The organism is Alteromonas sp. AO-Serp, from assembly GCF_017849675.1.
In the GTDB taxonomy this organism is placed as follows: Bacteria; Pseudomonadota; Gammaproteobacteria; order Enterobacterales; family Alteromonadaceae; genus Alteromonas; species Alteromonas macleodii.
The window spans coordinates 1-20,423 of sequence record NZ_JAFLMX010000015.1 but is presented as its reverse complement, the minus strand read 5'-3'; the positions used below and the strand labels follow the sequence as shown (position 1 = coordinate 20,423).

20 protein-coding genes are annotated in these 20,423 nt (G+C 45.6%); 7 read left to right on the top strand and 13 right to left on the bottom strand.

The window, feature by feature from the left end:
- From QVA83_RS01385 to QVA83_RS01355, 7 genes are all read left to right on the top strand, one after another.
- Positions 1–357, top strand: a 357-nt coding sequence (locus QVA83_RS01385; protein WP_287498044.1) for a pilin, incomplete at its 5' end; no start/stop codon positions are given.
- Between the two features lie 70 nt (positions 358–427).
- The gene (locus QVA83_RS01380) at positions 428–1,636 is read left to right on the top strand and encodes a type II secretion system F family protein (RefSeq protein WP_283648489.1); all 1,209 of its coding nucleotides are present in this window, start codon (positions 428–430) and stop codon (positions 1,634–1,636) included.
- Positions 1,637–1,688: 52 nt separating this feature from the next.
- On the top strand, positions 1,689–2,582 hold the full coding sequence (locus QVA83_RS01375; RefSeq protein ID WP_156078732.1) for a prepilin peptidase: 894 nt from the start codon (positions 1,689–1,691) through the stop codon (positions 2,580–2,582).
- Between the two features lie 18 nt (positions 2,583–2,600).
- A complete protein-coding gene (coaE, locus tag QVA83_RS01370) occupies positions 2,601–3,212 on the top strand; it encodes a dephospho-CoA kinase (protein ID WP_075176907.1) in 612 nt (203 codons plus the stop codon).
- 243 nt (positions 3,213–3,455) lie between these two features.
- On the top strand, positions 3,456–4,208 hold the full coding sequence (gene zapD / locus QVA83_RS01365) for a cell division protein ZapD (RefSeq protein ID WP_287498043.1): 753 nt from the start codon (positions 3,456–3,458) through the stop codon (positions 4,206–4,208).
- A gap of 133 nt (positions 4,209–4,341) precedes the next feature.
- Positions 4,342–4,569, top strand: a complete 228-nt coding sequence (yacG, locus tag QVA83_RS01360) for a DNA gyrase inhibitor YacG (RefSeq protein ID WP_014950407.1) — start codon at positions 4,342–4,344, stop codon at positions 4,567–4,569.
- A gap of 219 nt (positions 4,570–4,788) precedes the next feature.
- The gene (locus QVA83_RS01355) at positions 4,789–5,661 is read left to right on the top strand and encodes an aspartoacylase (protein WP_039227982.1); all 873 of its coding nucleotides are present in this window, start codon (positions 4,789–4,791) and stop codon (positions 5,659–5,661) included.
- Between the two features lie 87 nt (positions 5,662–5,748).
- Here the strand turns inward: QVA83_RS01355 and QVA83_RS01350 are convergent, their stop codons facing one another.
- The 13 genes from QVA83_RS01350 to secA all read right to left on the bottom strand — a co-directional run.
- Positions 5,749–7,038 carry a methyl-accepting chemotaxis protein gene (locus tag QVA83_RS01350; protein WP_014950409.1) on the bottom strand — a complete coding sequence of 430 codons (1,290 nt, stop codon included), beginning with the start codon at positions 7,036–7,038 and terminating at the stop codon, positions 5,749–5,751.
- Between the two features lie 9 nt (positions 7,039–7,047).
- Positions 7,048–7,416, bottom strand: a complete 369-nt coding sequence (locus tag QVA83_RS01345) for a response regulator (RefSeq protein WP_014950410.1) — start codon at positions 7,414–7,416, stop codon at positions 7,048–7,050.
- Positions 7,417–7,432: 16 nt separating this feature from the next.
- The gene (locus QVA83_RS01340; protein ID WP_101565582.1) at positions 7,433–8,167 is read right to left on the bottom strand and encodes a ParA family protein; all 735 of its coding nucleotides are present in this window, start codon (positions 8,165–8,167) and stop codon (positions 7,433–7,435) included.
- Entirely contained in the window at positions 8,164–8,421 is a 258-nt protein-coding gene (locus QVA83_RS01335; RefSeq protein ID WP_156078733.1) for a hypothetical protein, read from the bottom strand. Before QVA83_RS01335 ends, QVA83_RS01340 begins: the two co-directional genes overlap by 4 nt.
- Positions 8,412–11,042, bottom strand: a complete 2,631-nt coding sequence (locus QVA83_RS01330; RefSeq protein WP_156078734.1) for a chemotaxis protein CheA — start codon at positions 11,040–11,042, stop codon at positions 8,412–8,414. Before QVA83_RS01330 ends, QVA83_RS01335 begins: the two co-directional genes overlap by 10 nt.
- A gap of 4 nt (positions 11,043–11,046) precedes the next feature.
- On the bottom strand, positions 11,047–11,412 hold the full coding sequence (locus QVA83_RS01325) for a response regulator (protein WP_039227970.1): 366 nt from the start codon (positions 11,410–11,412) through the stop codon (positions 11,047–11,049).
- A 1-nt stretch (position 11,413) separates the two neighbouring features.
- Positions 11,414–12,268 (bottom strand): CheR family methyltransferase, encoded by an 855-nt coding sequence (locus QVA83_RS01320; protein WP_039227968.1) that lies wholly within the window; start codon positions 12,266–12,268, stop codon positions 11,414–11,416.
- Positions 12,261–12,902 carry a HEAT repeat domain-containing protein gene (locus QVA83_RS01315; protein ID WP_014950416.1) on the bottom strand — a complete coding sequence of 214 codons (642 nt, stop codon included), beginning with the start codon at positions 12,900–12,902 and terminating at the stop codon, positions 12,261–12,263. Before QVA83_RS01315 ends, QVA83_RS01320 begins: the two co-directional genes overlap by 8 nt.
- A gap of 14 nt (positions 12,903–12,916) precedes the next feature.
- Positions 12,917–13,954 (bottom strand): chemotaxis-specific protein-glutamate methyltransferase CheB, encoded by a 1,038-nt coding sequence (gene cheB / locus QVA83_RS01310; RefSeq protein ID WP_131138163.1) that lies wholly within the window; start codon positions 13,952–13,954, stop codon positions 12,917–12,919.
- Between the two features lie 19 nt (positions 13,955–13,973).
- Positions 13,974–15,521, bottom strand: coding sequence for a chemotaxis protein CheW (locus QVA83_RS01305; RefSeq protein WP_156078735.1), 1,548 nt, complete (start codon positions 15,519–15,521; stop codon positions 13,974–13,976).
- Positions 15,522–15,557: 36 nt separating this feature from the next.
- Positions 15,558–17,465, bottom strand: a complete 1,908-nt coding sequence (locus QVA83_RS01300) for a methyl-accepting chemotaxis protein (RefSeq protein ID WP_156078736.1) — start codon at positions 17,463–17,465, stop codon at positions 15,558–15,560.
- Between the two features lie 374 nt (positions 17,466–17,839).
- Positions 17,840–18,220 carry an 8-oxo-dGTP diphosphatase MutT gene (gene mutT / locus QVA83_RS01295; protein ID WP_014950420.1) on the bottom strand — a complete coding sequence of 127 codons (381 nt, stop codon included), beginning with the start codon at positions 18,218–18,220 and terminating at the stop codon, positions 17,840–17,842.
- The coding region (gene secA / locus QVA83_RS01290; protein ID WP_287498042.1) for a preprotein translocase subunit SecA at positions 18,220–20,423 on the bottom strand (2,204 nt) is incomplete at its 5' end. The genes secA and mutT, both read right to left, overlap by 1 nt.

Below are 20,423 nucleotides of genomic sequence, written 5' to 3'. Positions count from 1 at the left end.
GCAGCAATCGCACTTCCTGCTTACCAAAACTACACAGAGAAAGCTCGCTTTACAGAGGTTGTAAACGCTACAGCGGCAGCTAAATCTGCAGTTGAAGTTTGTGCGCAAACTGAGTCAGGAACAACCGCTACAGAAATTTTAGATGCCTGTGACAGCAACGCAAAAGGTATTGCGGATGTAGTAACCGCTGATACTGGCGTAGTTGGATTAGCGGTTGTAGACGGCGTTATCACGGCGACTAAGCCAACTGATTCTTCTATCACTGGTGCGGGTACTTATGAAATGACTCCAGCTGTAGATGTCGCTACACGACGCGTTACATGGACAACAGTTTGCGACCCTGCAACTCTTTGCTAATCATAGTCAACTTACAAAAAAGGTTCACGTTGTGAGCCTTTTTCTTTATTTATACTAGCGAGGTTCAATCTTGGCACGAGCTCCCGTAACTTTCATTTGGCAAGGGAAAGATCGACATGGTCAATCTCGCAAAGGTGAGATCTCCGCAGCCTCTTTGTCAGAAGCGAAAAATCTACTTCGGCGCCAAGGAATCTCAGCAAACAAAGTTAAAAAGTTAGCTAAACCCCTTTTTGGCGGAAGCCCGAAAATTACTGCTGCAGACATCTCTGTCATATCACGTCAAATCGCCACCATGCTCGCCGCCGGTGTTACCCTTATCCAATCGTTAGAAATGATTTCCCAAGGTCACGCCAATTCTTCAATGCGCAAACTTCTTGGCGAAATAACCGATGAGGTAAAAGCGGGTAATCCATTGTCATCGGCGCTCAGAAAACACCCTCTTTATTTTGACGATTTATATTGCGACTTGGTTTATACCGGTGAGCAGTCGGGCGCACTTGAAACCATTTATGACCGCATTGCGACTTATAAAGAGAAGGCCGAAGCACTAAAATCAAAAATCAAAAAAGCGATGTTTTATCCTATCGCGGTTTTGGTTGTTGCTTTTATTGTTACGACCATCCTTCTTATATTTGTTGTGCCGCAGTTTGAAGAGATTTTCAGCAGCTTTGGCGCAGAACTCCCTGCCTTTACCCAGTTCGTATTGGCTATTTCACGGTTCGTCCAAGACTACGGTATTTTTATCGCCATAGGTATTGGTGGTGCTGGGTTTATGTTTATGCGCACCTATAAGCGAAGCCAGAAGCTACGTGACACGGTAGACCGCAACATTTTAAAAATTCCCGTTATCGGCGAGATACTAAAAAAAGCCAGTATTGCGCGCTTCACCCGAACCCTAGCCACGACCTTCGCAGCAGGTGTGCCGCTTATTGGCGCACTAGAATCCGCCGCCGGTGCATCGGGCAACGCAGTATACCGCGATGCCATTTTATACATGCGTAAAGAAGTGGCAGGCGGTATGCCTATGCACGTTGCAATGCGCGCTACACAAGTATTCCCTGACATGGTGACGCAGATGATTGCCATTGGTGAGGAGTCGGGCGCGGTTGATGAAATGCTCAGCAAAATTGCCACCATATATGAAGCTGAAGTCGATGATATGGTAGACGGTTTAACTAGCCTACTTGAACCTATGATCATGGCCGTACTTGGCGTGGTAATCGGCGGCTTGATTGTGGCTATGTACCTCCCTATATTCCAGATGGGTAACGTGGTATAACGTGGCTCAGCACCAAAAGAACGAAAATCAACAATTATAAGAACCACATACCATGGACGCGATAATTACGCTTAGTCAGCTTTACCCTGCTGTATTCTATTCCCTAGTCTTTTTTGTAAGTTTAATGGTTGGCAGTTTCTTGAATGTGGTGATTTACCGCTTGCCTATTATGATGGAACGCAGCTGGCAGCAAGAGTACCAAAGCTATTTTAGCGAGGGTGAGCCGACACCTAATGATAAAAACTCATCAGCGAAAGAAGAAGTATTCAACCTTGTAAAACCAGACAGCACATGCCCTAGCTGCGGCCACAAGATTCGCGCATGGGAAAATGTTCCTGTTATTAGCTACCTGTTCCTTAGAGGTAAATGCGCTAAATGCAAAGTTGGAATATCAGTTCGATACCCGCTGGTTGAATTGTTTACTGCTTTAGCCTGTACGTTTGCGGCCTATCAATTTGGTGTCACATCGCAAGCACTATGGGCCGTATTGTTTACCTACATACTCGTTGCTCTGCTGTTTATTGACTTAGATAAGATGCTATTACCTGACCAGTTGACACTGCCTCTACTGTGGTTGGGGTTACTGTTGAGCACGCAACACATTTTTGTAGGCACCACCGACGCTATTATTGGCGCAGCGGCGGGTTATTTAAGCTTGTGGTCTGTCTACTGGCTATTTAAGCTTGCCACTGGCAAAGAAGGCATGGGCTATGGTGATTTCAAGCTGCTCGCCGCACTTGGCGCTTATACGGGCTGGCAAGGTTTGCCCATTATTATTTTGCTCTCTTCGTTTGTTGGTGCAATTGCAGGCATACTCATAATGGTGATTCAAAACAAAGGTAAGTCGCTGGCAATTCCTTTTGGTCCCTATCTCGCAGTGGCGGGTTGGCTGACACTGCTTTTTAAAGATGCCATTATTACCACCTACCTTGATTACGTACTTTAGTTAGAAGGTGCCGGCATTATGAATAAGCAGACCCCCTTTGTAGTAGGCCTTACTGGCGGGATAGGTAGCGGTAAATCTGCTGCCACTGATATTTTTGCGTCGTTAGGCATAGACATCGTGGATGCCGATGAGGTCGCAAGGGATGTGGTTGCCGTGGGCTCACAAGGGTTACTTCAAATAGCTGAGCATTTTGGCGAGCATATTTTGCTTGAAGACGGTAGCCTTGATCGCGCCGCACTTCGAGAGAAGGTTTTTGCTAACCCAGATGAAAAAACCTGGCTGAACGGCCTTCTCCACCCGCTTATTCGTTCTCGCATGCAACAGCTAATCATGGAATCGACTTCCCCCTATTGCATCTTGTCTGTTCCACTATTGGTTGAAAACAAGCTTACTGAAATGTGTAACCACGTAGTAGTGGTTGACTGCCCTGAAGTGCTTCAGCTTGAACGCGCCTTAAAGCGAGATGGTAGCTCTGAAGCAACGATAAAAAGTATTATGGCGTCACAAGCTAGCCGTAAAGAACGGCTGAGCGCTGCAGACCATGTATTAGACAATAGCACCAGCCTAAACGCCCTCTCTTCGCAAGTTTCGGCCTTGCATGAACACTTACTTTCGCTATCTAAAGCGTGAAGTTGAAAGACGAAGTTAACGCAAAAACACATCCCTAATAACTAAATTCACCACCTAAAAGCAGGGCGTTACAGCCTTACGGATTGATTTTTGAAACTTTTTTGACCAATTAACGTCAAAGTAAAGATTTGGCGAACAAGTATACTTGGCTTAAACGCTTTGATGCTTTAGGCTTGTTGCCTTTCACTGTTCAGCTAAATTTTTAGCGACATTTCTCTAAGTCTATGTGTTTTAAGGGGTTCCATGGGTCACGCTGTTTTCGAATTTCCACTAAAGGAAAAAGTACGTAACTATTTACGTGTTGAGCAGCTGCTTGGGCAACTTAAAATTATGGCTAAATCAGAACATACTCATCTGCAGCTGGTGTTCTTTGAACAGCTTTTCGAATTACTTGATCTCATTGAAAGACTGGATCTTCGCTCCGATCTTACCAAAGACCTCGAAGCCCATGAAAAGAACTTGGTTTATTGGTCTAAGCACCCGAAAATTGACAGCACCGCCTTAGAACAAGCGCTAAAAACCGTGCTTACCCTAAAACAAAAGCTAAAAACAGACCGCCGTTTTGGTAGTGCTTTGAAAGAAGATAAACTGCTAAGCGCAATCAGGCAGCGCTTTGCCATTCCAGGTGGCGCGTGTAGCTTCGATTTGCCCAATCTTCATTTTTGGTTACAACAACCCCTTGAACAACGCCTCGCTGAAATAGCGCAATGGCTTGAAACGTTAGCCTTACTCGATGATGCTATTGCTGTTAGCCTGTCGTTCATTCGCGAACGAGGTCAATTTGTCAATGTGGTTGCTGACAACGGTTTTTACCAAGGCGCTGCAGAAGATAAAAACGAGTTAATTCGCGTTAAATGTAGCGTTGATGAAGGGTATTACCCTACGCTTAGCGGCAATAAATACCGTTACGCACTCCGCTTCATGCTATTTTCTCCTCAAGAGGGCCAATCTGGCGCAGTGGAAAGCAGTATTCAGTTTCGTTTAGCTGCCTGTTAAACTTAAGACCTGTTGATGTTTGATGTACCGCAATGATCAGCAGGCCAGAGTCTTTAATTTATTGTTTCCCGTCTGCGGTAGTATAAGCAAATCGCAAACTTCGCCGTTTAGACGTATTTCACTGGAGTAAATAATGGAAGTGAAATGTCCTATTTGTGCCAAGCAGGTTGTTTGGGCACCAACAAGCGAATATCGCCCTTTTTGCAGTAAAAAATGCCAACTTATCGATTTAGGTGAATGGGCCGCTGAAGACAGAAAAATAGCCGGCAAGCCTGCAGAAGACGCAACGCCCAAGCATATCGATGTTGAAGAGATAGAGGCGATGCTAGCACAGCAATCAGATGACTTCTTTAAGCACTAATACGCGCTGTCTTTCCCCACAATTTGGCAAACACCAGTATTTAGGTAAATTCCACTAAGACGTATTCTCGTACAAAGCGCAGTGGTGTAGTATCGGTTTACTTGGTCTCCAAGTCGTGGGTAGATGCGCAGACAGCAAACGTATTAATTCATCACAATATTACTCAATAGATCGCTGCGCAGCCTTCCTCATCCTCAACCTATACTAAAAGGAACATGAATGTTTAATTCTATCGCGCTTGTTGGTGGTACTCATGGAAATGAAACCAGTGGTATTCAGCTTATTCGAAACTGGCAACAGTTTGGGCTACCTTCGCGATTTAATGAGCTAAATGTTTCGTTAAGCATCGCCAATGAAGCGGCCATTGCGGCAAACGTTCGTTTCGTAGACGAAGACTTAAACCGTCAGTTTACCTTTGAACGTTTATCGAATAACAATTCTGCGAAAGAAGCTGAGCTTGCTAAGGCTCTTAACCAACAGTTAGGGCCTAAGGGTGATTCGAACACAGATTTTGTGATTGATATTCACAACACCACCAGCGAAATGGGTGCTACGCTTATCATTTTGGAAGCGGATGAATTTCATATTCAGCTGGCGCGATACGTAAAGCAACAAATGCCAGAAGCCAACATTTTGGTAGAAGACGAAAAGCCCTACCTTGAACATGGTTACCTGTGCACCACTGGTAAGAAAGGTGTAATGATAGAAGTGGGTGGGCAGCCACAGGGCGTGTTAAGAGAAGATGTTTACCTTCTAACACAAACCATGGCTGAAGCAATATTGGATTTTTGTGCCGCGTATAATAAAGGGCAAATTAATACTGACGCTTTGCCTGCCTGTGAAGCTTTTCGTTTAGGCGATAATGTGTCTTTTCCGTTAGATGCTAATGGAAAACGTACCGCCATGATCCATCATTCACTGCAAGATAACGATTTCAAACCTCTCATACCTGGGGCACCTGTATTTCGGACGTTTGACGGCAAAGATATCGTGTGGGAAAACGAAACTGAAACCTACCCGCACTTTATTAATGAAGCCGCTTATTTCAAACTGGATGTGGCATTTGCCACCGCTGAACGAATAACGCTTTAAGCGTAAGTTATCTTGTTATTTGACTTACCAGCAAAAGAATAACAAAAGCACAGTCAGAAAGGCTATTGGGCCCTGATGGGCCCTCAGCTAAAAGAGTTCTATTTTTGGCTCTCGCGCCTCTTCAAACTCATTTTTCTCTTCTGGTGAAGATTCATTGATGTCAAAATGGATTTTACGCTGATCTTCCATAACGTATTTTTCAAACATTTCTTTCGTGCTTAAATTAAAAGACTCGTCAAAATGTTCGCGATTATTGATGTAAGACGAGAATTGTCCGAACAAGCTAACAATGGCATCTTGCTCTAACTTCACGTGTTCGGTGCGCTGGCGAATAATATCTTGGAATTGAATCTTGGCTATTGCACCACTCACTTTAGACGCCACTTCCGTCGCGCTTTGTGAAAAACATGCCAGCATTTTGGGATTAAGTTCTTCTAACACCCGATAGTGGCTCGTAATGTTTTCTAACGATTCAGAAAACCCCGTTAATAGTTCACGCGTGTCGTTAGCACGCGTTGAATTAAGCATTTTCTCTCCCTGATGATGCGCGGCATCAAGAGCGGACTTTATACCTGATTCTATTTTTTCAGCCGCTTCTGAAGACTGGGAAGACAATATACGTACTTGCTCTGCCACTACCGCAAAGCCCCTTCCGTATTCTCCGGCTCTAGCTGCTTCGATAGCCGCATTTAGCGCTAATAAGTTGGTTTGTGAAGCAATATTTTTAACCAGTTCGGTGAGTTCTTTGAGGTTCTCAACTTCACGCATTACCCCTTGAATCGCTTCTGTATCTGCGATTTGCTGTTCCCGCTGGGTGCTTATCATGGCTTTAATACTCGATAAGCGCTTTGCAGCTAGCTCAAACTCATCGGCGCTTTTTTCTTTGCAGCTAAGCGCGTTCTTTTGCCCTAACTCAACGTTATCTATACTGTCTTGAATGCTACTTTCAATTTCGTACAGCGCCTTCATCAATTCCATCGATGCATCTTCTGTGATGGCGCTTATGCCGTCCATTTGGCCTTTGAGGATGGCTACATATTCACTGACTTGAGCATGTGTTTCGTTGAGTTGATCAGAGGTTTCTTGTAAGTAACTCTCCTGTTTATTAAGACTGGCTTTGAATACGCTTGTTTGCCTATGCGAATACCATGTAATAAAACTCAAGAAACCCAGTATTGTGGCAACGGTACCTGCTTGCCCATTTAATAGCTGTGGCGATATATTCAACGAAATTGCCATGCTCAATATAGACACACCAACCAAACCGCTCCAAAGTAAAAGTGAGTCCTGAACTTTGTTCGTCTTATCCTTAAGCACTTTAAACTTCTCAGCGAGTACCAACTCATAATACTGCTTTGTTTTTTCAAGTACTTTCATAATCTAACCTTATGCAGTTGGCACCAACTGCTTTACTACACCTAATAACTGCTCTGGCTCAACAGGCTTAACAAGCCAACCTGTCGCGCCCGCCGCTTTCGCTTCTTCGCGACGACTCTGTTGAGATTCAGTGGTTAACATCAACATAGGGGTGAACCTGAACTTAGACTGCTGTTTCAACGTTTTAATAAGCTCTATGCCGTTCATACCTGGCATGTTTAAGTCTGTGATAATTAGTTTAGGACTGATTGATTCAAGGGCTGTCATAGCCGCTTCCGCACTCTCTGATTTTGTGACCGTATAGCCCGCTCGTTTTAATAACATTTCCATGCTCATTAACATGGTGGCCGAGTCATCTACTAAGTGTATTGCGCTCATTGCATTACCTCTCGTGTTAGCCAATTAATTGTTTACATAATTCAGTATAGTCATGTGCGCCACGACTGTTAGGAGCATAGGCAAATACAGGCTTATTCTCTGCAAATGCCTCGGCGAGTTTGATGCTCTTTCTAATGGGATTAAGCACTTTGCTTCGTCCATAGCGCCCGTACCAGTTACTTAACTCCTGTCTGTGCAGCTTTAGATTTTGTTCTACCATGACAGGTAAAATAGTGAGTTTGGTTGCTCTAAACTTTCGCTCTGCCATTGCATTTCTGCAGGCATTGAGCAGTTTCTGAACACCGTCACTTGCCAGTGGAAGGGGTGTTGCTGGAATAATAATGTCGGTCGCTGCCGATAGCGCAGCCATAAGCTGCGGGCTCAATGTTGGCGGTGTATCAATAAGAACAATATCGAAATGTTTCGTTACCGCTTCCGAGTCGCACCAGTTACGCAATACATCTAGCGTGATTTCTTCATTTGTATTCGCATTACAAGTATCAACATCGGTGGCATATATGTTGTCAGCGCACTTCACAATAGAGGTAAAGAAGGTGTTGAGAGGCAGTTCAGTTATATCGCTTTGTTGAACGCATCCTAGTGCTTTTAAGCCATGCATAACATGGCCTTGATTATCAAGATCCAACACAATGACCCGTTTATTCGCTTGTGCGAAGCCATAAGCAAGATTTACCACCGTGGTGGTTTTCGCCGTACCGCCTTTGCGATTAGCTACCGTGATCACTCTCATTCGAACCACACTTTACTCTGCTTGTTTTGCATCATTTCAGTCAGCCAATATAGTGCATCGGCTTCAGGCCACACGCTCACTTTTGGCTTCGTAGCTAGCAATACCTGATACACAGCAGTATGTGCGCTACCTAAGGCTTTTAAATTAACTTGTCGGGCAGTCTCTTCATTCAACCAAGCAAAGAGCGCTTCAGCTTCTTCTATTTCACAGTGCCCGGTCATGACCGCGACTTTCTTTTTGTAAGCTATAGGCATTTTGCTAATACCTCTTGAACGTTGATAATCAATAACACACGCCCGTCGCCAAGCAGCGCCGTTCCCGAGAAGTGAGCGTATCCGGCCAACACGCCTTCAAGCGGTTTTTGAATAACGTCAATCCCTTCGTGAAATTTATCAATGATTAATCCAAACTCTCCCTGAGGCGTTGATACCACAAGAATTGAATGCTCTTCCCTTTCTTCGGCTGCTTCGAAACCTAACGCTTCACGCAAGTCACAAAGAGGTATGAGCTTTTCGCGGATAACCAGTACGTGTTCGTTGCGAATACGCTGGATATCGGCAGTAGGCACTTTGACAGTCTCAACAACGGCATCCATTCCAACGCCAAACATTTGATCATTCACTTCGAACATCATTACTCGGTTCACTGACATAGTTTGGGGCAGCAATAGTTTGAAAGTACTTCCTACTCCCACTTCGCTTTGCATTTCGATTGTGCCGCCGGCCTGACTAACCATCGTTTTTACCGCATCCATTCCAACGCCGCGCCCAGATAAATCTGACACTTGCTCAGACGTTGAAAAACCAGCGGCAAAGATTAGCTGTAGCGCTTCATTATCATCCAAATTTTCAAGCTGCGTTTCGCTGATAACCCCTTTTTGAAATGCCAAAAGCTTTATTTTTTGAGGGTCAATGCCTTTACCATCATCGCGAATCTCTATGATTACGCTATCATCAAGCGGCGTTGCGATGAGGTCGATGCGACCTACTTCAGGTTTTCCTGCTGCAAGTCGCTCTGCAGGAGACTCTATGCCGTGATCTATGCTATTTCTTAGCAAGTGAATAAGCGGTTCAGATAAGGACTCAATTAAATTTTTGTCAAACTCGGTATCTTCCCCCTGCATACACAACTCGATTTTTTTATCGAGCTTTCTGGCTAAATCCCGCACTAAACGAGGGTAGCGTTGAAATACGTGGGAAACAGGGACCATACGAATCTGAAGCACTGCACTTTGGAGCGATTCTGTTAATCGGTTAACAATGGAAAAATGGGCTTTGATTTGCTTACTGAGCTTTCTACTGCCTCCCTCTTCTTCTGCCTGCTTTGCAAGATAAGGCAGAGAATTTTTGGCAACGGTTAGCTCGCCAACAATGTCCATTAAGTAATCTATTTTTGACTGGTCGACCTTGAGCATTTTCACCGCTTGGCGTTCAGCTTTTACAGGAGCAGCTGTGTCTTCTGTCGTTTCTAGTGCGTTAGCTGGCTGTGTATTAGCTGACTGTGTAGCCTCAGCTGTCGCGTTATTCGACGTTTGTTGCGCTTGCTCGTCATTTGCTTGCGCTTGAATTGTTTCCTCATCTAACGCGTTACTAATGGCAACCGCCAGCGCGTCCTCATTTTCAAACTCAGCGCCCAGAATATTACCCACCAGCCCTGCGATAGAAGGAAACATGAACTCAGATTTATAGTTATCCGAATTTAGTAGCGTGAGCTGTTGTGTTAGCATCGCTCGTTCATGCAACGCTAAGGTTTTTGGCTTAGAGGCATCGCTCTTCGAGTCGCCTGATTCGCTTGCCGAACTATTACTGACTTCAGGAGACGCATTCGTACTGGTGTCTTTACCTGAGCATCCATCCTCTCGAATCTCGTTATTAAGAAAACTCAAATCGTCGATTGAAGATAGCAGGCTCAGCACAGCCCTATTAGCGCTATCATCTTCGCTGTCGTCAAAGTTCAGTGAGGCAAGCAGTAGTCCAGCGCTAGCATGCACTTGCTCTATATCTGTGTCATTCAGGGCACTGTTTAAGGTTTCGTCGTCGATAGTCTCGACGCACTTTTGAATTTTACCGGTGCATGCAGCTTTTAAGGCTTGAGTGGAAAAACTAACGCAAGAGTACTGCCCCTCGTAATACGCCATATGCTGTTTAATTTCATCTTCGCCGGCAACGCCAAGCGCTTTGATTGAAGTGAAACAGTTATAGATATCTGCATCTTCGCCTAATTCGGGCATTTCAATATTAAACGCCTTTATTCCAGGTAAGGCTACGGTGACATTTATTGGGTCTTCTCCGCGAAAGAAGCAGCCTTCGTCGGGCGTGTACTGAATGAAATAGCAGTCTGGGCCAGTCGCTTTACAAAGTAGGTCTAAGTCAGCGTTTCTACCAAAATTGACGATCAGTGCTATGTGCTCTTCGCTTAGCGTTTGCGGGTCTGCTATTGGGCTTTCGTTGTTAACGATGGCGCTGCTTTCATCGACTTCACTCGATGCTGTCGGGTCGATAAAGTGTCTTAATTGAGCACTAAGCTGTGTCGATATTGGTTTCCATTGCTCTACATTCTGAGAACCTACTTCGAGCTCGTCAAACCATATTGAAATTTGGTCTAAGGCTTCAAGCAACAAATCGCCTATATCATCGCTGTAGGTAACCTCGTTAGACCTTACACTATCAAGCAAATCCTCTGCTGCGTGAGCCAAGCGAGTCAAAGGTTTAATATCAAATAAATCAGAAGAACCTTTAATGGTGTGCAGGTCGCGAAAAATTTTGTCTACACGCTCAGAAGCTGGGCCCGACGATTGAATTTCTAAAAGCTCTTGGCTCGCCGACTCTAAATTCTCGCGGGACTCGCCAATAAACACATCAAGTAATTCACTCATTGGCTTACCCCCCAATCACTGCACTTACTACTGACTTCAACGTGTCTGCATCCACAGGCTTCGTCATGTAATAGTTTGCCCCACATTGATAGGCTCGTTCGGCATCTTGATTAGCCGACTCGGTGCTTATCATGATAATGGGGACCGCACGTAGTGCCTCATTGAGCCGTATTTCCTTACATAGCCTATAACCGTCCATCTTTGGCATGTTCACATCAACAAGAAACAAGTCCACATTTGTACCTATAGCTTTCTCAAGCGCTTCTACACCATTCTCCGCCTCTTCGATAATTCTGTCTGGCGAAGTCACCAGCATTTTGTGGAACATTCTTACCGTAGAGGCATCATCAACAATCATTACTGTTTTCATGTTATGCCCCTCCTGTAAGTGGCTTCTGGTAAGCAATCACATCACCGAATTTGCGTACTTTAAACATAGACGAAATACGGCTCATAGATTCGCTGTGCCCTAAAAAAATGTATCCACCTGGTTTCATCGCATCAAAGAGTACCTGCGCCGCCTTCTTACGCGATTCATCATCAAAATAAATGAGCAAGTTTCGGCAAAAAATGAGGTCAAAATGCCTAAACTGCTTCATATTATTTGCGGATAAAATATTCGCGAGCGTAAAGGATACGGACTCACGTATGTCATCACTAAGCTGGAATTGCCCATTGATTTCTTTGAAATACTTCTTCACCAGCGGGAGCGGTATGTTCTGAACAGAGCGCTTGGAATAAAGCCCTTTTTTTGCTGATGCCAGCACGTTGCTGTCAATATCAGAAGAGATGAGCTCTACATCTCTGTGCGCCAACCCTTTCCAATATTCGATAAGATATATCGCTATTGAGTAAGGCTCTTCGCCCGTACTCGAGGGTACTGACCAAATGCGCAAATCTTCTCCGGCAGGACGATAACCGTCTAACTCATCCATTATTTCTCTTGTCATCGCTTCAAATTGATATTCTTCGCGAAAGAAATACGTTTCATTGACAGTCATTGAATTCACGAGGTTTTGAAATTCTTCACCTGACGCTTGGAATCGCATGTAAGTGAAGTAACCTTTAAAGCTCGTATGACCTGTAGCCTTCATGCGTTCATGGAGACGTTTGTCTACAAAATAGCGCTTCGAGTCTTCGAAGTGGATCCCGGTTTTTCGGTAAAACATAGAGCGAAACCGTTCGAAATCGGCAGCACCTATTTTGTCTAGTGCTACACTATTCATCGGCGTTTCTCACTTGATTACGAATTAGCGAAATAACAAACTGAATGTAGTTATGATTCGGAAATCGGCTTTCAACAGTTTGCAAAATATCCAAAGTAGACACATCAGCAATTTCAGCCAGTTTGTCCAGTGCAGTACCCACAACGTTTTCATTGTCGTCATTTAGAGCGAATTGGTGCAGCCAGTTCACAGCATCTATGTGAGCAACCGCACCTATAATGTCTACGCAGAAAATACGGGTGTCAGGGTCCTCGTCGTGCATGAGTAAATTGACATTCGCAGCAAAAATATCAGGGTTTTGCTGCATAAGCTCAATAGCCCCATTTCGCAATTGCACGTGTTCGCTTTTAAGCATGGTAATAACCTGCGAGGCATGACTTTGAGTCATATCATGCTCGAGCGCACTAAATAAAGCCTCGATCACTGTGGGGTCATCTTCTTGTGGCAATCGATATATAAAGGCGTCGTGCGCATCTTTTTGGCCACTCAAATCTCTTACTGCCCACCGGCGCACATCACTGTCGCTCGAGTTTAGGTCGCTAATGAGTTGCTCTTTCGTTCGAGGGTGTTCGCGCTTTTCCTCAAAGTCATCGGAAACATCGGCAATAGGTTCTACTTTCTTCTTGAGACCCATAATTACTTCTCCTCTTAACGACAAAGCGCGTTCAATTTAGATGCGACTTTGGGACTATCTAGTACGAAGCTGGCGCAACCCGCTTCAATAAGCTCTTTTGGCATACCGAAGACAACTGAGGTCGCCTCACTCTCTGCGATCGTTGTCGCACCTTCTTTAAACGCTTTGCTCATAGCGGCAACACCATCACACCCCATTCCGGTCAGCTGTACGCACAGCATAGAAAGTGGCTTGTAGCAGTTAAGTGCGCTGTCTACCATACGATCCACACTTGGATGCCACAGAAAACTTGGGCTTGATGGCACAGGGCGCGCTGAGACTTCACCGCCGATTTTTGAGAAGGCAAGATCAGCATCCCCTTTTGCAAGATAAACGTTGCCAGCCTTTATGGGCATCTTCGCATTCACCTCAACCACGTTGAGCGGACTGATTCCGTCCAAGCGCTTAGCCAGCGCACTGGTGAAAGAGGCTGGCATGTGCTGTGAAATAACGATAGGAATCGGAAATGCGGGGCTTAAGTTAGCTACCAGGTGTTCAAGCTTTTTGGGACCACCAGTGGAAACGCCTACCAGAACGACTTCAAAGGGTACGCTCGTTTTGTGGCGAACAACTTTCTGTGTCACGACTGGGGGCGGTTTAATTGTAGGACGCTGTGGTTTGCCAGTTTTGGCTAGGGCGTGAATTTTGTTTATTAAAGGCGCCTCTAAATCTGAAATATCCCGCGAAACAGTGCCCCCTGTTTTTAACACAAAGTCACTTGCGCCAAGCGCGAGTGCCTCTAGGGTAATGGTGGCTCCCTTTTGCGTAAGCGAAGACACCATGATAATAGGACAAGGATAAAGTTTCTTGAGCATCGCCAGACACGTCATGCCATCCATTACCGGCATATTAATGTCCAGTGTTATACAGTCTGGCTCGAACTCTACAGCTTTAGTTAGCGCTTCTTCGCCGTTACGTGCTACTTGAACAATAAAGCCCTCTTTCTCGAAGAGTTGCGTGAACAGCTTTCGCATTAACGCGGAATCGTCGACGATAAGTACTTTTACTGTCATAAATAACCTCGAATATTAGCTAGCATTGCTCTTGAGCTTTAGATACCGCATTGTCATCGAGCAAGACTTTGGGCTCGATAATTTGAATAATGCGTTTTTCATCATTCAGCTTAATCAGGCGGTTTAAGAACTCAGATTGCATCTCAGAAAGAGAAGGCGCTTCTTCAATAGTCTGTCTAACGACGGTCTTCACTTCGGCAACACCATCAACGATGAACCCGGTACGCTGTTTATCTTTAGTAAGAACAACGATGCGCTGACGCTCTGACGTTTCGCTGCACGGCATACCTAAGCGGCTGCGCAAGTCGATAACTGGCAACACCGTACCGCGAAGGTTAACAATGCCTTTCAGGTAATCTGGCGTACTCGGCACACTTTCAAGCTTTTCAGGTACTCGAGTAATCTCTTGCGTATCGTCAATGCTTACACCGTATTCTTGCCCATTAATCCAAAAGATGACGTATTGCTCGCAGTCATCTTCATCAATTGCTAAATCGTTGCCATCATTCATTTGAGACTCCTGCTGAATATCGGCATCAAGACTGGTTAAAGCGCTCATCAGCGCACGGCTGTAGATGTTAGAAAGGTTGATAATAGACACCAGACGTTTGCCGCCATCGCTGCGGTAGACCGCTTCAAGCAGCCCCGATTCCGCGCCGTCATTACATACCGAAGGAACAGATTCCAGTTCAGCTTCAGAAATAGACACCACATTACTGACTTTGGCTACCACAAAGCCAACGCTACCAAACTCACTGTTTTGCGTTACTACAATGCGCGATGCTTCGTTAATTTCAGTGCGCATCATGCCAATGGAGTTCGACAAGTCGACAATGGGAATGATGCGGCCGCGCAGATTGACCAGCCCCAAAACAGAAGGTGCACTGTCCGGAAGTTGCGATATCTCAGCGGGAACACGCACAATTTCTTCTACATCTTGAAGGTGAAATGCGAACTCTTGTTCCTCTAGCGAGAAGCACACTAACTGCTGTAAATTCTCGTCCTCTTGAGAGTCTTCAGGCGCATCGTTATCAATATGCTGCATTCCCGATAGCTGCATAGTATTGCCATCTTGCTTGATGACTGCCTGTGCTTTTGCAAGCGCAGAAACATCAAGGATTTGCTCTACAGGCTGGTCGCTTTGTTTAATGATGCCCTGCATATAGTCGTAGGCGATAGAATCCGTCATTGAAGTTTTATCGATAACAGCATCGCTGCTAGCACTGTAGACGCGCAGTACTCTGTCTACCAGAAATCCTACGCTACCGAGCTCAGACTCCACTACAACTACGCGGGTTACGTCACTCTCTTGTGACTTCGCTCCAAGTAAGATTGTGCTTAAGTCATACACGGGCAATACGTTCCCACGTAAGTTTGCTAAGCCAATCATTTGTGCGGGACCAAGGGGGACAGACACCATAGTCGGTACGCGAATGATTTCGCCCACCGCAAGCATAGGAAAAGTGAAACGCTCCTCGTTGACCATGAAGGACACGAACTGTTGTTCACCACCTGACATTGGCTCAGTTTCGTTTGCGGTCTCGTTATTCGTATTTTCGTTACTCATGAGGCAAGCTCCTCTATTAGACACAAGCGCTATCAATTAGCCGTTTTGCATTTCGTCAGCCACTGAAGCAATTTCTTCAATGGACTTGGCCAACACTTCCATGCCTTTGCTTTGCTGGTCTGCTGCGTTAAGTGCCTGCTGACAGTTACTGCTCGCTTGCTCATTTGCCGTCGCAATTTGCTCTAGTCCCCGCTGGGCCTGTGTAACACCCGCGGCAATTTCTTCACCCCGCTCTTTCATTGCCTGGTTATATTGCACAACTTCGTTGATGTCAGTCGCAATTTGCTCGACATCTTGCGTAGTTTGCTTCGCTTTCATGACCTCTCTAGATGCACTTTCAGCAACATTAGTTAAGTCTGTTTTTACGCTCATTGTCTGGTCTTGAATGGCTTTGATGAGGTCTTTTATCTGCTCTACATTTTCAGCAGCTTCATCTGCTAGGCTTTGAATATCTGCAGACACGACCGCAAAACCTTTGCCATACTCACCTGCTCGCGCCGCTTCTACTGCGCCGTTTACTGCCAACATGCTGGTTTTCACTGATACCGTGGTAATAGTGTCGATAACCTTGTCTATTTGGCGCGTCATAACTTCCATCTCACTGATAGCACTCACATTTTCTTTGCTAGTTTCAAGCGCCAGATTTATGCCGCTAACCATTCCCTCAATCAGCGCACGGTTTTCTTTAAGTAATCCAGTGATAGCATTGCCCTTCTCTAACGCTACATCACACTGCGCTGAGGCTTTATCAACACCTTCTCTTAACAGGTCGATATTTCCCACGGCTTGGTCGACAGAGCTTGCTGCCTGCTGCGAACCGTTATTCACTTGAGTCAACGCCGTCATTATTTCACTTGATGAGCGATTGATTTCTTCGAGGGTTGCTGACAGCTCTTCAGCTGACGATGCCACCTCTTCTGCGCTCTTGTTAATGTCTGTGCTGTTTTTAAGCTCTTCGGTGATTATTTCTAGTGACTGTGCAGCCTGTTCAGCTTGAGACAAAGCAACACTCTGCTCAGAGACATTAGATGACACTTCCTGGGCAGCGGTTGACTGCTCGTCGGCCGCGCACGAGATTGCTTCTGAACCAGTTTGTATTTCTTTGGCTGCGGCATCCATCCCCTTGACCTGTGCCTGTAGTTCACCCGCACCGTCTGCGATACTTTGCATATCTGATTTAATCGTAATGAGTTGCTCTGTAACCGCTTCGCCTTTCGTTACTTCTTCAAGCGCTGCTTCTGAGGAGGATTTAACGGCGTCAGAGACTCGATTTGATTGCTCTTGAATACGCTCTATCTGCTTAGCTATATCAGCAGCACTCTTGTCTGAGACTTCTGCGAGCGCGCGAACCGTATCGGCAACTACAGCAAATCCCTTCCCGTGCTTACCTGCGCGTCCCGCTTCAATAGCAGCGTTAAGCGCTAGCAAGTTCGTCTGATCGGCAATGCGGGTCACTTGTTTGACAGCTTCGCCGATGTTTGATGCTTGTTGCTCTAACTCGCTCATCATGACCACTGAGCGTGATTGATGCTCAGACGCAGTTTTAACGCTGGTCATCATGGTGCTTAAATCGCCAACCACACGCTCAAGGTACGTTTGAAGCTCGTTGGTTTTGTCCATTGTCGAGCCTGCCAATTCAAGCTGTGCAACAAGGCCACCTGAAATCTGAGTGATAGCCGCTAAGCTTTCTTGGCTTGCACTGCTCGATTCCTCGGCGCCTGCTGCAATTTCGTTAACTGCAGTGGATAACTGATCGGTTGCGCTTGAGGCCTGATTTATACCACTTGCTAATTCAGTCGTGGCGGAAGCAACGCGCTCTGCGGCTTGCTGCTGCCTCGCGAGTGTTCTTGCTTTGCGGCGCTCCTCTTCCGCTTCTTTACGCATCTTTGCATCAACTCGCACTGCTGGAGCGACTGTTTGTTCGGTAGATTTTTTGAGCGCCATAAGTAACCTCGATATGTGAATGGCTGTAAAAACACTATTCAAATATCGTTGAGAACCGGGCGCATTAATGTATTAAACGAAATACGTTTGTATGGAGAGGGGTACGTTGTTTCCGTAGAAACATAATTCAACGGCAAAATGGCGCAAATGTCATAAATGACACTTTTTTACATATCAATATAAAATCAAAAACTTATATACGTGTGTTCTAGAAAGATGATGCTAGCGACTTTGTCAAAGTACAATAGTCTAATGCGCTTCTGAGGATTGAGATTAATTTTCAAAAAAATTACCGAGGAATTAGCAACTTATACTTAGGTATAAGAAAAAAGCGGCTGAACGCCGCTTCACTTTGTACGGTGGATAACGCAGAACTATTGTAAAGCGTTAATTATGGGAACGTTTGCTTCAGGAAAGTCAGAGGCTTTTAGTGACGTTACCTTGACCCACCGCGACTGTTGGCCTTCTTTGCCGTGCGGCTCGCCGGTAAAATCACACACGCGATGAACATCTAGTTTAACTTGCTTGTCGCCGTAATCATGGGTGATCACAATCACAGGCTCGCTGCGGTTCACAATAATCCCAACTTCTTCAGCAAGCTCTCGCTTCAGCGCCTGTAGAACGGTCTCACCGTCTTCTACTTTGCCGCCGGGAAATTCCCATTTTCCGCCCTGATGAACATTGTCAGGGCGAAGAGTAATGAATATTTCATCGCCGCGGGCGATAACGCCCACAGCAACATGCACTACTTTCATTACTTAAGCTTGCCGTGACACTGCTTATACTTTTTACCAGAGCCACAAGGACATGGGTCATTACGGCCCACTTTCGCACCTTCGCGAACTTGCGTACGTACTTTGTCACTTGCCTCTTCTGGCGTTGCGTTCGCTTCTTCGTGCTCGAAGTTCTTTGGCACATCGTCAGCTTGACGACGTTGTTCTTCTACTTTTTGCACGTCTTCTTCAGCTTGTACTTTTACACGCGCAAGAATAGTGATCACTTCAGCTTTAAGCGCTTCTAACATTTGTGAGAACAAAGCAAACGACTCACGCTTGTATTCTTGTTTAGGATTTTTCTGCGCATAGCCGCGTAAATGAATACCTTGGCGCAGGTGATCCATTGCCGCCAAATGCTCTTTCCAATGGCTGTCTAGGTTTTGAAGCATTACCGCTTTTTCAAACTGGCGCAGTACCTGCTCGCCCACTACCGCTTCTTTCTGCTTATAAGCATCAACGACTTCGCCAAGAATGCGCTCGCGAAGCTTCTCTTCGTAAAGTTTGTCGTCATTTTCAAGCCAGGTCTTGATTGGCAAGTCTACGGCGAAATCGGCACGCATGCGCTCTTCAAGTCCGCTTACATCCCACATTTCTTCTAGAGACTGTGGCGGAATGTACTCATCGACAACACTTGAAATAACGTCTTCACGAATAGCCGCGATAGTCTCGCTAATATCGCCTTCATCAAGAAGCTCATTGCGCTGCTCGTAGATGACTTTACGCTGGTCGTTGGCCACATCATCGTATTCAAGCAACTGCTTACGAATGTCGAAGTTACGACCTTCTACTTTGCGCTGTGCATTCTCGATGGCGCGAGTTACCCACGGATGCTCAATGGCTTCACCACGCTCCATACCTAAACGCTTCATCATGTTGCCCATTTTTTCAGAGGCAAAGATACGCATAAGTGCGTCGTCTAATGATAGGTAGAAACGGCTTGAACCCGGGTCACCTTGACGACCCGAACGACCGCGAAGCTGGTTATCAATACGGCGAGACTCGTGACGCTCCGTACCAATAATGTGTAAACCACCTGAGGCAAGCACAGCGTCATGGCTTTCTTTCCATTCGGCTTTGATCTTCTCAATCTGCGCTTCAGTTGGATTTTCAATCTTTTCTACTTCTGCCTGCCAGTTACCACCTAACACGATATCGGTACCACGACCTGCCATGTTAGTCGCAATCGTAACCGCGCCTGGCTTACCAGCCTGAGCGACGATATCTGCTTCGTGTTCGTGGAACTTAGCGTTAAGCACTTTATGAGGAATTTTCGACTTCTTAAGAATGCGAGAAATGAGTTCTGAATTCTCGATAGACACAGTACCCACAAGCGTAGGTTGACCGCGTTTAACGCACTCTTTAATGTCTTCAACAATGGCTTCGTATTTTTCTTCTGCCGTTAGGTAGATGAGGTCAGCCATATCTTTACGCTGCATAGGACGGTTTGTTGGGATAACTACCGTTTCTAAGCCGTAAATATGGTTAAATTCGAAGGCTTCTGTATCTGCTGTACCTGTCATACCCGCAAGCTTGTTATACAAGCGGAAATAATTCTGGAAGGTAATTGACGCAAGGGTTTGGTTTTCGTTTTGAATACGAACCCCTTCTTTCGCTTCTACAGCTTGGTGCAGACCTTCAGACCAGCGACGGCCTTCCATCGTACGGCCGGTGTGCTCGTCAACAATTACAATTTGGTCGTCTTTTACAATGTAGTCTACGTCTTTGGCAAACAACTTGTGCGCACGAAGTGCAGCGTTAATATGGTGAAGCAGTGAAATATTGCCAGCGGCAAACAAAGACTCACCTTCAGGTAACATACCTTCTTGCTGAAGGATTTCTTCAACGTGAATTTGACCGCGCTCGGTAAGGTGAATTTGTTTGGCTTTAAGGTCAATCGTGTAATCACCGTCACCCTCTTGGCCTTCTTCATCCTCTTTTTCTTGCTGAACAAGTTTAGGAATAATGGTGTTGATGCGGCGATACAGCTCTGAGCTATCTTCGGCCTGACCAGAAATAATAAGTGGTGTACGGGCTTCGTCGATAAGAATTGAGTCAACCTCATCCACTACCGCATAGTTAAGCGGGCGCTGTACGCGGTCTTGTGGGCTAAATGCCATATTGTCACGAAGGTAGTCAAAACCAAATTCGTTGTTCGTACCATAGGTTACGTCAGCTTGATAAG

What these genes read in the sequence shown, in the direction of transcription:
- coaE (WP_075176907.1), top strand. Translation starts at nt 2,601, where the DNA reads ATGAATAAGCAGACCCCCTTTGTAGTAGGCCTTACTGGCGGGATAGGT.
- QVA83_RS01320 (WP_039227968.1), bottom strand. Translation starts at nt 12,268, where the DNA reads ATGAATAGTGTAGCACTAGACAAAATAGGTGCTGCCGATTTCGAACGG.
- yacG (WP_014950407.1), top strand. Translation starts at nt 4,342, where the DNA reads ATGGAAGTGAAATGTCCTATTTGTGCCAAGCAGGTTGTTTGGGCACCA.
- QVA83_RS01335 (WP_156078733.1), bottom strand. Translation starts at nt 8,421, where the DNA reads ATGCCTATAGCTTACAAAAAGAAAGTCGCGGTCATGACCGGGCACTGT.
- QVA83_RS01355 (WP_039227982.1), top strand. Translation starts at nt 4,789, where the DNA reads ATGTTTAATTCTATCGCGCTTGTTGGTGGTACTCATGGAAATGAAACC.
- QVA83_RS01315 (WP_014950416.1), bottom strand. Translation starts at nt 12,902, where the DNA reads ATGGGTCTCAAGAAGAAAGTAGAACCTATTGCCGATGTTTCCGATGAC.
- QVA83_RS01340 (WP_101565582.1), bottom strand. Translation starts at nt 8,167, where the DNA reads ATGAGAGTGATCACGGTAGCTAATCGCAAAGGCGGTACGGCGAAAACC.
- QVA83_RS01330 (WP_156078734.1), bottom strand. Translation starts at nt 11,042, where the DNA reads ATGAGTGAATTACTTGATGTGTTTATTGGCGAGTCCCGCGAGAATTTA.
- QVA83_RS01305 (WP_156078735.1), bottom strand. Translation starts at nt 15,521, where the DNA reads ATGAGTAACGAAAATACGAATAACGAGACCGCAAACGAAACTGAGCCA.
- QVA83_RS01300 (WP_156078736.1), bottom strand. Translation starts at nt 17,465, where the DNA reads ATGGCGCTCAAAAAATCTACCGAACAAACAGTCGCTCCAGCAGTGCGA.
- cheB (WP_131138163.1), bottom strand. Translation starts at nt 13,954, where the DNA reads ATGACAGTAAAAGTACTTATCGTCGACGATTCCGCGTTAATGCGAAAG.
- zapD (WP_287498043.1), top strand. Translation starts at nt 3,456, where the DNA reads ATGGGTCACGCTGTTTTCGAATTTCCACTAAAGGAAAAAGTACGTAAC.
- QVA83_RS01350 (WP_014950409.1), bottom strand. Translation starts at nt 7,038, where the DNA reads ATGAAAGTACTTGAAAAAACAAAGCAGTATTATGAGTTGGTACTCGCT.
- mutT (WP_014950420.1), bottom strand. Translation starts at nt 18,220, where the DNA reads ATGAAAGTAGTGCATGTTGCTGTGGGCGTTATCGCCCGCGGCGATGAA.
- QVA83_RS01375 (WP_156078732.1), top strand. Translation starts at nt 1,689, where the DNA reads ATGGACGCGATAATTACGCTTAGTCAGCTTTACCCTGCTGTATTCTAT.
- QVA83_RS01345 (WP_014950410.1), bottom strand. Translation starts at nt 7,416, where the DNA reads ATGAGCGCAATACACTTAGTAGATGACTCGGCCACCATGTTAATGAGC.
- QVA83_RS01325 (WP_039227970.1), bottom strand. Translation starts at nt 11,412, where the DNA reads ATGAAAACAGTAATGATTGTTGATGATGCCTCTACGGTAAGAATGTTC.